Source organism: Chryseobacterium tructae (assembly GCF_030409875.1).
Classification (GTDB): domain Bacteria; phylum Bacteroidota; class Bacteroidia; order Flavobacteriales; family Weeksellaceae; genus Chryseobacterium; species Chryseobacterium tructae.
In genome coordinates, this window is record NZ_JAUFQR010000001.1 from 789,458 (window position 1) to 803,376 (window position 13,919).

Consider the following 13,919-nt stretch of genomic DNA (forward strand, 5'->3'; position numbering starts at 1 on the left):
TCATTCAAAATTTTTATAGTATGAAAAAATTATCAAGATTCAGTCTTAAAAGTATTGAAGGAGCCAATGCATCTATTTGTAACGGATGTCCTAGCCATATTATGTATGGACCGGGGTCAGAATACGGTGGAACATGTGAGAATTATTTTGCACTACCTGATTATTGTAGAAACAGAAACTGTGTAGGAGTAAGTATTTACTGTTTTGGGGATAGGTAATAGAAATAATTATAATATTTTTTTAAAAGTACTAATTAATAACAAACTTAAACATGAAAAAATTATCAAGAACAAAGTTGAAAGATATTAAAGGGCAACAAATGAGTGGCTGTGCCAGATGTTCAACCTCAGGAAACTACGGCGATGGCCCTGAATATACTTATGGTTGTATGAGTTTTTGGGGATTATCACCCGAATGCAGAAACTGTGTAGATGTGAGTGCAGATTGCTATGGCCCTGATTATTCTGATTATTATAATCATTAAGGATCATTTAATAAAAATCAAAAATGGATGGTGAAGTATCTCAATTCGATCACCATTAAAAAATAAAAAAGCACTGTAAAAACAGTGCTTTTTGCTTATTTTATGCTTTTAGAAAGATCAAGCATCGCCTCAATGGGTTTCAATGCTTTTACTCTTAAGTCTTCGTCGATAAGAATTTCAGGAAGTTCGTATTTCATACACAAATACAGTTTTTCCATTGTATTACGCTTCATGTAGAAACATTCAGAGCAATTACAGCTTTCGTCAAAAACTAATGCCGGAATCAATTCTTTATGAGGTGCGCGTTTTCTCATTTCGTGAAGAATTCCTTCTTCTGTTGCAATGATGAACTTTTGGCAATCATCTTTTTCCACAAAGTTTAAAAGAGCAGATGTAGAACCAATAAAGTGAGCTAATTTTAAAACGGCTTCTTCACTTTCCGGGTGTGCAATCATTTTCGCATCCGGATTATCTGCAAGCTGCTTTGCAATTCTCTCCATAGAAAATGCTTCGTGTACTATACAGCTTCCGTCCCAAAGGATCATATCACGACCTGTCTTTTTAGATAAATACCTTCCCAGGTTTTTGTCCGGTGCGAAAATAATAGGTCTGTCTTTTGGAAGGGCTTCAATAACTGTTTCAGCATTGGAACTTGTTACAATGATATCACTTTCTGCCTTTGTTTCTGCATTACAGTTAATGTAAGTGGCAATTAAAGCATCAGGATGTTGTTCACGCATTTTTCTTAGCCCTTCCCCTGAACATCCGTCTGCCAGAGAGCATCCAGCCATTGTATCAGGTAAAACTACTTTTTTAGTTGGGTTAAGAATTTTTGCTGCTTCAGCCATGAAATGTACTCCGCAGAATACGATCATATCAGCATTTGTTTCCTTTGCCTGTCTTGCCAATTGTAGAGAATCTCCAAGGAAATCAGCAATGTCCTGAATTTCTCCGGGTTGGTAATAATGTGCTAGGATTACAGCGTTTTTCTCTTCCTTAAGCTTCAGAATGGCTTTTACCAATTCTTCTCCCTGAGGAATGGCTATATCTTTTATATCCAAAAATCCTTTTACAGGAATTGCAGATTTAGCTTTTTCTAATGTTTCGGTACTCATATCAACCTCAATGTTTTTTATTATCAGAAGTTAGATGTTAGAAATTAGAAGTTAGATTTGGATGAAAGTATACTGCTTTCATCTTCTGACCCCCTACCTTCCAGCCATTAATTATTGATAAAACTTTTTATTAAACTTTCTATTTCTTTTTTAGCTTCATCAAGATCGGAATTGATTACGATCCTGTCAAATTCGCTGGCGTAAGACATTTCTTCTTCAGCTTTTTCAACACGGGTTTTGATGGTTTCTGCATCGTCCGTATTTCTTGAAATCAATCTTCGTTCCAGTTCTTCAATGGAAGGCGGTTCTATAAAAATAGACAATGCCTTTTCTCCAAAGTATTTTTTCAGGGAAATTCCACCTTTAACGTCTACATCAAAAATAACAACTTTTCCCTGATTCCAGATCTTTTCTACTTCAGATTTTAAAGTTCCGTAATATTTATCAGTGTATACTTCTTCATATTCTACAAAAGCATCTTCCGAAATTTTTTGTCTGAATTCATCAGGTGATAAAAAATGGTAGTCTACTGCATGTACTTCACTTCCTCTTGGCTGTCTTGTAGTGCAAGAGATTGAAAATTCCAGTTCCGGGAACGTTTCAAGGGAATGTTTTACCAATGTAGTTTTTCCGCTTCCAGACGGCGCTGAAAATATAATTACTTTATCCATTTAGATTTGAGATTTTTAGACAGGAGATAGGGAGACAAGTCTCTCATCATTGTCTATAGGTCTATGGTCTATAATACGTTTAACGTTTGTTCTTTAATTTTCTCCAAATCATCCTTCATTTTCACAACCAGTTTCTGAATTTCGGCGTGATTGGCTTTAGAACCTAATGTATTGATCTCTCTTCCGATTTCCTGAGAGATAAACCCCAGTTTTTTACCGTTGAAAGATTCATTATCCATTACTTCTTTATAATATTTCAAATGCTGAGTAAGTCTTACCTTTTCTTCTGAAATATCCAGCTTTTCTGTAAAGTAAGCCATTTCCTGGTAGAAACGGGTTTCATCTACATTTTCGAATTCTTTCAAAGTTTTTTGGTAGCGTTCTTTTACACTTACGATTCTTTCTTCTTCAAAAGGAATCACTTCACCCAGATATTGATCAATGTTTTGAATATTTCTGTTGAGTTCTTCATGTAAAATGCCCCCTTCCGTTTTTCTGAATTCTTCGAATCTGTCTACTGCAGCATTAACGATTTTTGCCAATGCTTCCCATTCGCCTTCTGCAAGTTCATCAGGTCTTGAGGTGATAGCATCAGGAAGTCGAACGGCCATTTTAAGATATTCGAAATTAGGGCCATCAGATGCAATATTTTTAAGTTCATTGATGTATGAATCAATTAAACCTTTATTGATTTTTACATCATTAGATTCTTCAAGATTTTCAATATTGACATAACAGTCAACTTTTCCACGGATAATTCTATCGTTAAGAATTTTTCTGATCTCAAATTCTTTTTCTTTATAACGTAAAGGAATTTTGATATTTAAATCAAAGCTCTTGCTGTTCAGTGATTTAATATCTATTGTTATTTTTTTTCCTTCAAAAACACCTTCGGCTCTACCGAAGCCAGTCATTGATAAAATCATAGTTTTTTATTGTTCTACAAAGATAAACATTTAAATTAGCACAGTGAAATCTGTAAAAGATTCTATTTTACAGATAAAATAATGAATGTGCACCGATGAAAAATCTGATATCTGTAGTAGGACCCACCGGAATAGGGAAGACAAAACTGGCAATTGATCTGGCAAAACATTTCAATACCGAAATTATTTCCTGTGATTCCAGACAGTTTTTCAAGGAAATGAAAATAGGAACGGCAGCTCCCTCTGAAGAAGAATTAGCTGAAGCACCTCATCATTTTATCGGAAACCTTTCCGTAGAAGAATACTATTCTATTGGGCAATACGAAGAAGATGCTCTGAAGAAACTCAATGAACTTTTTCAAAATCATAACACCGTCATTCTTGTGGGGGGAAGTATGATGTACGAAAAAGCTGTGATTGAAGGATTAAATGATCTCCCAGAAGCAGATGCTGAAAATCAGGAGAAACTTCAGAATATGATGGAAGGGGAAGGAATTGAAAAACTTCAGGAAATTTTAAAGGAATTAGATCCCGAATATTTTGAAGTAGTAGACATTCACAATCATCGAAGACTTTTACGTGCCATTGATGTGATCTGGCAAACCAATAAAAAATATTCTGAACAGATTGCTGTTTCCCAAGATTCCAGAGATTTTAACGTCATCAGAATTGGAATTGAAGCTCCAAGGGAAGAATTATATGATAGAATCAATCGCCGGGTTGATATGATGATGGAAAAAGGGCTTTTGGATGAGGTAAAAGGGTTGGAAAAATTCAAAGGATTAACTGCATTGAATACGGTTGGCTATGCGGAACTATTCAAATATTTTGATGGCGAATGGGATTTCGATTTTGCCATTTCTGAGATTAAAAAGAATAGCCGGAGATATGCTAAACGACAGCTGACTTGGTATCGAAAGGCAGACGATATTCATTATTTGCAGTTGGGATATTCACAACAGGATTATGATAATCTGATTCTTTGGATTACTGAACAGTTTCAGAAATAATTTTTCCATTTTAAAAATATAAGTTGAGACTCTTACGGAATGAAAAAACAATGATTCTGTTTGTCATTCTGATGAAGTAGAAACTTCATTTTTTGTTTTATAAATTAATAAAAACAAAAAATGCGATCCATAAAGAACCGCATTATAAAACAATATAAATTAAATTTACTACTTCCAACCGCCTCCCAGCGCTCTGTATAAATCTACAATGCTGCTTAATCTCTGTCTTTAATGGAAGCTAGATTCAGCTCTGCCTGAAGTGAATTTCCTTGTGCGCTAATGACCTCAAGATAATTGGCTGAACCTCCTCTGTAAAGAAGTTGTGCACTTTTAATTCCATCTTTCAATGTGGTGGATTGCTCAGCTGCTTTTTGTTCCTGAATTTTTAAATTTTCATTGGAAACCAAAGCATCAGAAACTTCACCTACGGCATTCAATACAGATTGACGGAATGCCAGTACATTTTTCTCTCTTTGAATTTTAGCGACTTCAAAATCCGTCTTCAATTGTCTTTTCTGAAAAATAGGCTGAGTAATTCCTCCTAATACAGATCCAAATAATGAGGCCGGAATCTGAAACCAGTTATCAAATTTAAATGAATTGACCCCACCATTGGCTGTAATCTTTAGTGCAGGATACATATTGGCTTGGGCTATACCTACCATCGCATTAGATTCCAATAAGACCAATTCTTGTTGGCGTACATCCGGTCTGCGGCTTACCATAGCTGCCGGAAGACCTGCCATGATATTCTGAGGTAGGGAAGTATCAGACATTTCCAGCGTTCTGTTTACTTTATTAGGAGTCTCGCCAACCAGAATACTTAAAGCATTTTCCTGAATAGCAATGTTCTGTTCCAATTGTGAGATCAAAAGTTCAGTGGCTTGTTTCTGAGCATTTGCTTGCTGTACTCCTAAAGAAGTTGTATCGCCACTTTCCCACATCTTTTGTGTAATCATCAGGGTATTGCTGCTCAATTCCAGATTAGATTTGGCAATAGCTAATTGTTTATCCAGCATCAAAAGATTATAATACCCTTGAGCAATGGCCGCTACAACCTGCGTTTGAATAGCTTTTGAGCCTTCGTAAGTCTGCAGGTACTGCATTCTTGAAACTTCCTGTTGGTTTTTGATCTTTCCCCAGATATCAGCTTCCCATGATAAATTAAAAGCTGCGTTATAATCTTCAACATGGCTTTGCCCTAAAAATAGGTTTAAGCTTTGTCCGTTCATGCTGTTTTTAGATGGCTTTGAAATTTGTGCAGCCACTCCAAAACCAACATCAGGGTATTGCATATACTTTGCCTGTTTCAGTTTTTCCTGTGAAGAAGCTACTTGTTTTAAGGCAATTTGTAGGTCATAATTATTTTTAATTCCTTTTTCAATCAATCCCTGTAAAATAGGATCATTGAAAAATTGTTTCCATTCCAGGTTGGCAATGCTTGCTGTATCCGCAGTAGCTGTGTACTGAAACTTTTCCGGAATTGGGAGATCCGGTTCTGTGTATGCCAGTTTTGAGACACACGAAACAGACCCTAAGGCTATGGCGAATGTTAATATAATATTTTTTAGTCTTTTCATAGTTTTTGTTTAATAAACTTTAATGAAGTAGAAAACTTTGAGGAATACCTATGATTATAGAATGACACTAATGTTTATAATGGTATTGATATGGAAAGTCAAGAGTTTTCAAAACATCTATGTATTTCCTATATTCAGCTTTTTTCACCTTAAAATGGCTCGGTGCTGAAAGCTTTTGTATTCCTCAATAGTTTATATAATTTTATTTTACCACAAATGACACAGATGCTTTGGAATGAGAAAATCAACGATTTTCAAAAACTTATGTGAACTTCTTATGTAGTATACTTTTAACTAAAATCACTTAAGTGTTTCAATTCTTTTGTGTCTTATAAATCTCTATTTTGTGTCATTTAATTAATAGTGGAAGCTAAAAGCTCTTCTTCCATTTGTTTTTTCAGAAGTCTTTTCTTCTTTTTACTTGGCATTTTTTCATGCAGGTATTGGAAAACAACATACATTACCGGGATAATGAATATTCCAAATATTACTCCTGTAAGCATTCCTCCTACTGTACTGTAACCGATAGAATGGTTTCCTTTTGCGGAAGCTCCCTGCGTCCATACCAATGGAAGCATACCTACGATGAAAGCAAATGAAGTCATCAGGATCGGTCTCAAACGTAATCTTGAAGCCTGAAGTGCTGATTCAATCAATGATCTTCCGGCTTTTCTTCTCTGTACAGCAAATTCCACGATCAGAATGGCATTTTTGGCCAATAATCCGACGAGCATGATTAATCCAACTTGTACATAGATATTGTTATCAATTCCTGCCAGTCCTGTGAAAGCAAATACTCCGAATATTCCTGTTGGAATGGTCAGGATAATGGCAAATGGAAGAATATAACTTTCATATTGAGCAGCCAACAGGAAGTAAACGAATAAGATACTTAATAAGAAAATAAAAGTAGTTTGTCCTCCTGTTTTGATCTCTTCACGTGTAATACCTGTCCATTCATATCCATAACCTCTAGGAAGAGATTTCTGTGCAACTTCTTCAACAGCTTTAATAGCATCTCCGGTACTGTATCCAGGCTTTGGAGTTCCATTAATCGTTACGGCGTTGAACAGGTTATTTCTAGTCACAGTTTCCGGTCCGAATGTTCTTTTTAAGGTAACCAATGTTTTAGCAGGAACCATTTCTCCTGATTTGTTTTTCACATAGATTCCTTCCAAAGAGTTAATATCTGTACGATAAGGAATATCTGCCTGAGCCATCACTCTGTAGTATTTTCCGAATCTGTTGAAATCCGAAACAAAGCTACTTCCGTAATAAATCTGCATGGTTTGCATTAATTCAGTTACGGAGACTCCTAGCTGATTGGCTTTATCAGTATCTACATCAATAGTATATTGTGGATTTCCTGCTGCATATGTTGTAAAGGCAAAGGCAATCTCCGGACGTTTCATCAATTCACCAATGAATTGTTGAGTAGTTGTTCCCAATTGTTCAAAAGAACCATTGGTTTTGTCCTGCAACATAAATTCAAAACCGGAAACGTTACCAAATCCCTGGATTGTTGGGAAGTTAAAGAAGAATGCATTGGCATCTTTTACTTGACTTACTTTCCCTGTTAATGCAGCTGCAATTTGATCCGGATCTTTCATATCTCCACGTTGATCATAATCTTTAAGTTTAATGAAACCCGCAGAATAAGGAGAAGCATTGGCATTACTGATAAAGTTCATCCCATCGGCTACCCAAAGGTGATTGGTTGCTTTCTCCATTAATGATTTTATCAATTTGTTCCGTTGCTCTGTGTGTTCTTTCCAATGAACTTCCCGGAGGAGTATTAACGGCATATAATACGAAGCCTTGGTCTTCTGTTGGAATAAATCCGGAAGGCGCTTTTTTAATCATGAAGATACTTGCTGCCGTTATCAGAACAAGACCTCCAATGGCTACCCACTTATTTTTGATTAAAAACTTTAGGCTATAAATATACTTTTTGGTCATGTTATTGAAGCTGGCATTAAATGCATTGAAAAATCGAGCTCCAAAACCTTTTTTTTGACCATGTTCACCGTGTTCTCCCTGAGGATCATTCAGGAAAAGAGCACATAATGCAGGACTTAATGTTAAAGCGTTCACTGCAGAAATCATAATAGCAATTGCCAATGTAAAGGCAAATTGTCTGTAGAAAACTCCTGCGGGTCCTTGCATAAACCCAACCGGAATAAATACAGCACACATCACCAATGTAATTGAAATAATAGCTCCTGAGATTTCACTCATAGAGTTCATGGTGGCATGTTCTACAGGCATTCCTGTTTGTTCCATTTTGGAATGGACAGCTTCTACTACGACAATAGCATCATCTACTACAATACCAATGGCGAGTACCAATGCAAATAAGGTAAGCATGTTGATACTAAAACCAAATAACTGAAGGAAGAAGAAAGTACCAATAATGGCAACAGGTACTGCAATCGCTGGGATTAAAGTAGATCTGAAATCCTGAAGAAAGATAAATACTACGATAAATACCAAAATAAATGCAATCACTAATGTTTCCACTACCTGGTGGATAGAAGCATCAAGGAAATCCTTGGAATTATACATGATAATTGGCTTCACTCCTTTAGGCAGGGTAGTGCTGAACTGATCTACCTGCTTTTCAATCTCAGTCAGGATCTCATTGGCATTAGAGCCGGCAGTTTGTAAAATGGCGAACCCGGCAACAGGTTTTCCATCTACTCTGTTTGTTGCTGTATAGGTATAAGAACCAAATTCTACTCTTGCAACATCTTTTAATCTTAAGAATGAGCCATCACTATTTGCTTTAATGGCAATGCTTTCGTAATCTTCGCCTTTGTTTAGCTTTCCTTTATATTTAAGGATATACTCATAAGTTTCCTTACTTCCCTGCCCAAGACGTCCCGGAGCTGCTTCAAGGTTGTGGTCTTTGATGGCATTCAGAACTTCCTGTGGAGAAAGGTTGTTGGCAGCCAAGCGATCCGGTTTTAGCCAAATTCTCATGGAATAATCTCTTGTTCCGAAAACTTGAGCCTGAGCAACCCCAGGGATACGCTGGATTTGTGGAATTACATTGATCTTAAGGTAATTTTGTAAGAAAAGTTCATCATATTGTTTTGGATCATCACTGGATAAACCCATAAACATAATCATACTATTCTGAACTTTCTGCGTTGAAATTCCGGCTTGTACTACTTCCTGAGGAAGCTGACTCATTGCTTTTGATACACGGTTTTGAACGTTTACTGCAGCATTATCAGGATCAGATCCTTGTTTAAAGAAAACGCTCAGGGTCATGGTACCGTCATTACTGGAGTTGGAAGTCATGTAGGTCATGTTTTCAACCCCGTTCACCGCTTCCTCAATAGGGGTTGCTACAGAACGTGCTACTACTTCAGCATTCGCTCCCGGATAGAAAGCTGTTACCTGAACACTTGGCGGGGCGATATCTGGAAAGAGAGCAATGGGCAAATTAAAGAGAGACAAGGCTCCCAATAATAAGAGTATTATGGAGATGACCGTTGAAAGTACCGGTCTTTCTATAAATTGTTTTAACATAAGAAGTTTATTTTTTTAAGTCTTCTGTTTCAGAGTATTTACAAAGGTTTTGCTCTCAATAAACTGTCTGAAGAAATAGCTTTAGGTCTGATAGAAACACCATCTTTCAGGCTTCCGATTCCGGTATAGACAATTTTTTCTCCTGGTGAAAGTCCTTCAGAAATAAAATAATAGCTGTCTGTCTTTCCAGAAATTTTGATCGGTTTTCCGGTTACTTTCTTATCCTTATCCATTACATAGACATACGTTTTGTCTTGAATTTCGAAAGTAGATTCTTGTGGAATTACCACTGCATTTGAAATCAGTTGTGGCATACGCACTCTTCCTGTATTTCCGGTTCTCAATGTACCGTTGGTATTAGGGAAAATGGCCCGTACACTGATAGCCCCTGTTGTTTTGTCAAATTGCCCGTCTACGATACTCAATCTTCCTTTTTCAGGATAAGTACTGTTGTCAGCAATGATCAAATCTACCATTGGCATATTTTTTAGCTTTTCGTCTAAAGTACCGCCCGGATATTTATTCTGAAAAGCAATAAAATCGAGTTCACTTAAAGAGAAATAGGCATAAATCTCACTGATGTCTGATAATAAAGTCAATGGATTAGGATCTGTTCTGGAGATCAAACTTCCTTTTTAAAAGGTATTCTTCCTATGTATCCACTTACTGGTGCAGTGATGGTGGTAAATCCTACATTGATTTTGGCGCTTCCAACAGAAGCTCTGGCTTGTGCGGCTGCCGCGACAGCAGCTTCATAATTAGCTTTAGCCGTTTTAAGCTGTACATCAGAAACCACTTTTGCAGCTACTAAAGGCTGAAGCCTGTCAACTTCTACTTTTGCCTTCTGTATATTAGCATTAGCAGCCTGAAGATTGGCCTGAGCCATATTCATCTGTTCACCATAACTTCTTGAGTCTATTTTAAATAAAGGTTGTCCTGCTCTTACATAAGCGCCTTCCTCTACATAAATTCTATCAAGATATCCATCCACCTGAGATCTTATTTCCACATTGTTCTTTCCTTCCAAAGCAGTGGGAAATTCCTGATAGGTGGTAGCAGGAGAGGTGATAACGGTATAAACCGGAAGTTCTGGAGCTGGTGGGGCAGTATTGGATCCTTCTGCAGCTTTAGTGCAGCTCTGTAAAAGAATTATACTTGATATAAGTACAATAAACCTTGTTTTTCCAGGTATGTTCATTGTTAGTTTAATTTTTTTAATGAAGTGTTAGATGTAAGTAATGTTTCTTTTTAATAAATGCTGTTTTTTTTCCTAACAGTGTTAATAATTAGTTCAAAAAAAATTACAGAATTTTTAATGTCCGATCAGATCGATTGTTTCCATAATTGAAATTTTTTTAATGTATTGAAGTATATGAAGATGTGAAGTGTGATGTGTGTTAATTTTGCTAACGGTGTTAATTTTAAAAGAAAAATAAGTACCTTTAACAACCGGATAAAGTAGAGTTTTACATAAATAGTTTTTTATTTTTATCAGGAATCAACTGTGAATGATATTAATTCAGTGTTAATTTTCCTAACGGTGTTAATTTTTAGTTCAAAAAAATACTATAAAGACTTAATAAAAGACGAAACAGTTTCATCCAAAGTCGATTTATTCATAGTAGATGGAATATCTCCTGTGCGCATCATCATAATGGAAATCATTCCATGAACCGCTGAAAATAAAGCGTGAGACATGTGACATGCATTATCCGTATTGGATCCATTTTTCTCGATAATGTTGTAAGTACATTCGTAAATCAATTCCTGAAATGAAGAAAACTCCTTTTTCATCTGTCCTTTTCCACAACATTGCATTCCCAGACCAAACATCAGTTGGTAATATTCCTTATTATTAAAAGCAAAGTCCCAGTAAGCATCTACTAAAGCTAGCAGCTGCTCTTCAGGAGTCTTGTATTGTTGCTGTGCCTTTAATAATTCTATGTGTAACTTGTGGAAGCCATCTAATGAAATCTCAAATAGAATAGCATCCTTGTTTTCGAAATAATCATACACCACCGGTGCGCTGTATTCAATAGCGTCTGCTATTTTACGCATGGAAAGTGATGCCCAGCCTTCAGACTTAGCCAAAGTGAATGCTGCCTGCAAGATACTTGCACGGATAGATTCTTTTTCTCTTTGACGACGTTCATGTAGACCCATGATATTCTTTTCTAACAGTGTTAGCAAAACTACAAACTTTTAAAGATATCTTCCAAATGTTATTTTGATTTTCATGAAAAAAGAAGGATCTTTAAATGGGCGGGAAGTGGGAAGATTGGGTGCAGGAAGTAGTTTAAGTCTTTAGTCTTTAAATTATTGTAAAAATTAATAAGATAAATAGCCTGAGTCAATAAGTAATTCAAGAGATGAATGTTTTTTTAGGTCTCAATAAACTTCCATCTTCCATCCTCTATCTTCCTTATCAAATAACCAAAGAAATTTTTATCTTTGTGAAACTAAAGAAAAAGGATATGAATACTCCCTCAAATATGTTGGCATTAGGAACAAAAGCTCCGTTTTTTGAGCTTCCAAACCCGTCAAAAACGAATGAACTTCAGTCTTTGGAAGAACTGAAAGGAGAAAAAGGAACATTGGTGATCTTCATGTGCAACCATTGTCCGTTTGTTCTTCATGTGATTGATAAGATCAATGAATTGTATGAAGATTACAATGAAAAAGGAATTGAATTCATTGCGATCAATGCTAATAATATTGAAAAATATCCGGATGATTCTCCTGAAAAAATGATCGAATTCCAGATTGAAAGAAATTTTGATTTCCCTTATTTATTTGATGAGAGCCAGGCTATTGCAAAAGCTTACGATGCTGCATGTACTCCTGATTTTTATTTCTTTGATGATAAATTAGACCTTGTATACAGAGGCCAGATGGATGATTCAAGACCTGGAAACAATAAGGATGTTACCGGAGAAGATTTGATCATTGCTTTTGAAAATCTTTTAGCTGGAGAAGCACAGGAAGAAATTCAGAGACCAAGTATGGGGTGCAATATCAAGTGGAAGTAATTCTGGTTGCTAGTTATATAGTTTCTGGTTCTTACCGGTTATAATATAGGCTGTTCTTTTTAGGACAGCTTTTTTGTTTCTTACTGGTTGTTTGATGATGATTATTCTCGCAGATTTAGGAGATTACGTAGATTCTTTGTTGAGGTAAAACAATACTATACTATTTCTTATCCATAACATCTGTGTAAATCTGTGTCATCTGTGGGAAAAAAGTTATCCACAATATCAGAATGTGAATTAGGAATCTTCTCAAATTTTTCCAGAGCAAAATAGAGTATCGAGGGCTGTTGATTTTGATGCTGAGCTTTTACCCATCCTTGTCAAGGTTTTAAACCTTGACAAGGATCTCAAGCTGGAAACCAGTAGAAAATTTTTTGAAAATCATATGTACAAACTGTGAAAAAAAGTTATCCACAATATGAGATTGTATAAATATATTTGTGTATCTGTTATAAAATCAATAGGTTGTAAAGTGTCCTGTTAAGACTTATTTTCAAAAATAAGTACAATTTATTTTGTGAGAAAGTTATCCACAATGTTGGAATGTGAATTAGAAATTTTCAGTTAAATATCAACTGAATTTTATAGTATTGGTTTTATTGCTGAGTTTTAAAATATCCTTGACACGGAGATCAATTCAGAAAAACAGATGAGAAATATTAAAAAAATCTGCAAAATTTGCGTAATCAGCGAGAAACTTACTATACACTCACCTTATTATGAGCATAGTCTTTAATAAACTCTGAAGGTGTTTTTCCTGTATACTTTTTAAACATCCTGTTGAAATAAGTCACATTATTAAAGCCACAATGGTAACTACACTCTGAAATAGATTTATCCTGAGCCATTAGCAGGCAAGCTTTATTGATTCTATACCGATTGACAAATTCTGTAAAGGTGATCTGAGTAGCTTTCTTAAAGAAATTACAAAATGCAGGTAAAGTAAGATTGGCTAGTTTTGCGACTTCTTCAATATTAATTTCCTTATCGTAATGGTGCTCTACGTAGGTAAAAATATTTTCAAGACGGGTTTTATTCTTTGAGATAATGGTGTAGGGCATGATTTCTTTATTCAAAAGATCATAATCTTTACATTTCGACAATTCAAAAAGAATTTCCAGCAACAACAAGTATCTTTTATAGCCCTCCGATTCCAACATCATTTTTAATTTCGGAAGTAAGGCTTTCTTTACTTTATGATGAAAATGTATCCCATATTTTGAAAGTTCCAGCAAATTTTTAATGGATCGAGCCTCTACTTCCTGTTGGGGAAACTGGAGAATTTCTTCTTTGAACTGAAGAACTATCTCTTCATGGGGGTCAATAGAATTCAATCCAAATCCCGAGTGAGGAATATTGGAACCAATCAGTACCAGATCTCCATGAGTATAATTACTTTTATGATAGCCCACATGTCGGGTTCCACTCCCGGAAATGACACATACAAGTTCAATTTCGGGATGATAATGATATTCCCATTGAATTCTGAAATAGGAGAGTTATTATGAATCGTACGGAACGAGCTTTTTTCATTAGGAATTACTCTTTCAAAAGTAACTTTCATTTA

The 13,919-nt window shown here is 35.7% G+C and carries 13 protein-coding genes and 1 pseudogene; 4 read left to right on the forward strand and 10 right to left on the reverse strand.

The window, feature by feature from the left end; all coding sequences use genetic code 11:
• Positions 1-20 precede the first annotated feature (20 nt).
• A complete protein-coding gene (locus QWZ06_RS03815; protein WP_290295780.1) occupies positions 21-218 on the forward strand; it encodes a hypothetical protein in 198 nt (65 codons plus the stop codon).
• 53 nt (positions 219-271) lie between these two features.
• Positions 272-484, forward strand: coding sequence for a hypothetical protein (locus QWZ06_RS03820; RefSeq protein ID WP_160136181.1), 213 nt, complete (start codon positions 272-274; stop codon positions 482-484).
• A 95-nt stretch (positions 485-579) separates the two neighbouring features.
• On the opposite strand, the gene nadA is transcribed toward QWZ06_RS03820, so the two are convergent.
• The 3 genes from nadA to QWZ06_RS03835 all read right to left on the reverse strand — a co-directional run bounded on the left by nadA (position 580) and on the right by QWZ06_RS03835 (position 3,184).
• Complete coding sequence (nadA, locus tag QWZ06_RS03825; protein WP_290295781.1) at positions 580-1,599, reverse strand: quinolinate synthase NadA; 1,020 nt, start codon at positions 1,597-1,599, stop codon at positions 580-582.
• Positions 1,600-1,706: 107 nt separating this feature from the next.
• Complete coding sequence (gmk, locus tag QWZ06_RS03830) at positions 1,707-2,270, reverse strand: guanylate kinase (RefSeq protein ID WP_115973650.1); 564 nt, start codon at positions 2,268-2,270, stop codon at positions 1,707-1,709.
• Positions 2,271-2,338: 68 nt separating this feature from the next.
• Positions 2,339-3,184: a YicC family protein gene (locus QWZ06_RS03835; protein ID WP_290295782.1), complete on the reverse strand. Its 846-nt coding sequence runs from the start codon at positions 3,182-3,184 to the stop codon at positions 2,339-2,341.
• Between the two features lie 107 nt (positions 3,185-3,291).
• Here QWZ06_RS03835 and miaA point away from each other — a divergent pair, with 107 nt between their 5' ends.
• Positions 3,292-4,206 (forward strand): tRNA (adenosine(37)-N6)-dimethylallyltransferase MiaA, encoded by a 915-nt coding sequence (gene miaA, locus QWZ06_RS03840; protein WP_290295783.1) that lies wholly within the window; start codon positions 3,292-3,294, stop codon positions 4,204-4,206.
• 215 nt (positions 4,207-4,421) lie between these two features.
• Here miaA and QWZ06_RS03845 read toward each other — a convergent pair whose 3' ends face one another.
• The 5 genes and pseudogenes from QWZ06_RS03845 to QWZ06_RS03865 all read right to left on the reverse strand — a co-directional run bounded on the left by QWZ06_RS03845 (position 4,422) and on the right by QWZ06_RS03865 (position 11,486).
• Positions 4,422-5,786: an efflux transporter outer membrane subunit gene (locus tag QWZ06_RS03845; RefSeq protein ID WP_290295784.1), complete on the reverse strand. Its 1,365-nt coding sequence runs from the start codon at positions 5,784-5,786 to the stop codon at positions 4,422-4,424.
• A gap of 353 nt (positions 5,787-6,139) precedes the next feature.
• Positions 6,140-9,323: pseudogene (locus tag QWZ06_RS03850) on the reverse strand (efflux RND transporter permease subunit).
• Between the two features lie 38 nt (positions 9,324-9,361).
• On the reverse strand, positions 9,362-9,949 hold the full coding sequence (locus QWZ06_RS28280) for an efflux RND transporter periplasmic adaptor subunit (protein WP_290295785.1): 588 nt from the start codon (positions 9,947-9,949) through the stop codon (positions 9,362-9,364).
• Positions 9,946-10,521, reverse strand: coding sequence for an efflux RND transporter periplasmic adaptor subunit (locus tag QWZ06_RS28285; protein ID WP_290295787.1), 576 nt, complete (start codon positions 10,519-10,521; stop codon positions 9,946-9,948). Before QWZ06_RS28285 ends, QWZ06_RS28280 begins: the two co-directional genes overlap by 4 nt.
• Before the next feature lie 368 nt (positions 10,522-10,889).
• Positions 10,890-11,486, reverse strand: a complete 597-nt coding sequence (locus QWZ06_RS03865) for a TetR/AcrR family transcriptional regulator (protein ID WP_290295789.1) — start codon at positions 11,484-11,486, stop codon at positions 10,890-10,892.
• A 311-nt stretch (positions 11,487-11,797) separates the two neighbouring features.
• Between QWZ06_RS03865 and QWZ06_RS03870 the strand changes: the two genes are divergently transcribed.
• Positions 11,798-12,352: a thioredoxin family protein gene (locus QWZ06_RS03870; RefSeq protein WP_290295791.1), complete on the forward strand. Its 555-nt coding sequence runs from the start codon at positions 11,798-11,800 to the stop codon at positions 12,350-12,352.
• Between the two features lie 701 nt (positions 12,353-13,053).
• Here QWZ06_RS03870 and QWZ06_RS03875 read toward each other — a convergent pair.
• The gene (locus QWZ06_RS03875; RefSeq protein ID WP_353960002.1) at positions 13,054-13,806 is read right to left on the reverse strand and encodes an AraC family transcriptional regulator; all 753 of its coding nucleotides are present in this window, start codon (positions 13,804-13,806) and stop codon (positions 13,054-13,056) included.
• Complete coding sequence (locus QWZ06_RS03880; protein ID WP_290295793.1) at positions 13,719-13,916, reverse strand: hypothetical protein; 198 nt, start codon at positions 13,914-13,916, stop codon at positions 13,719-13,721. Before QWZ06_RS03880 ends, QWZ06_RS03875 begins: the two co-directional genes overlap by 88 nt.
• Positions 13,917-13,919: the final 3 nt, after the last annotated feature.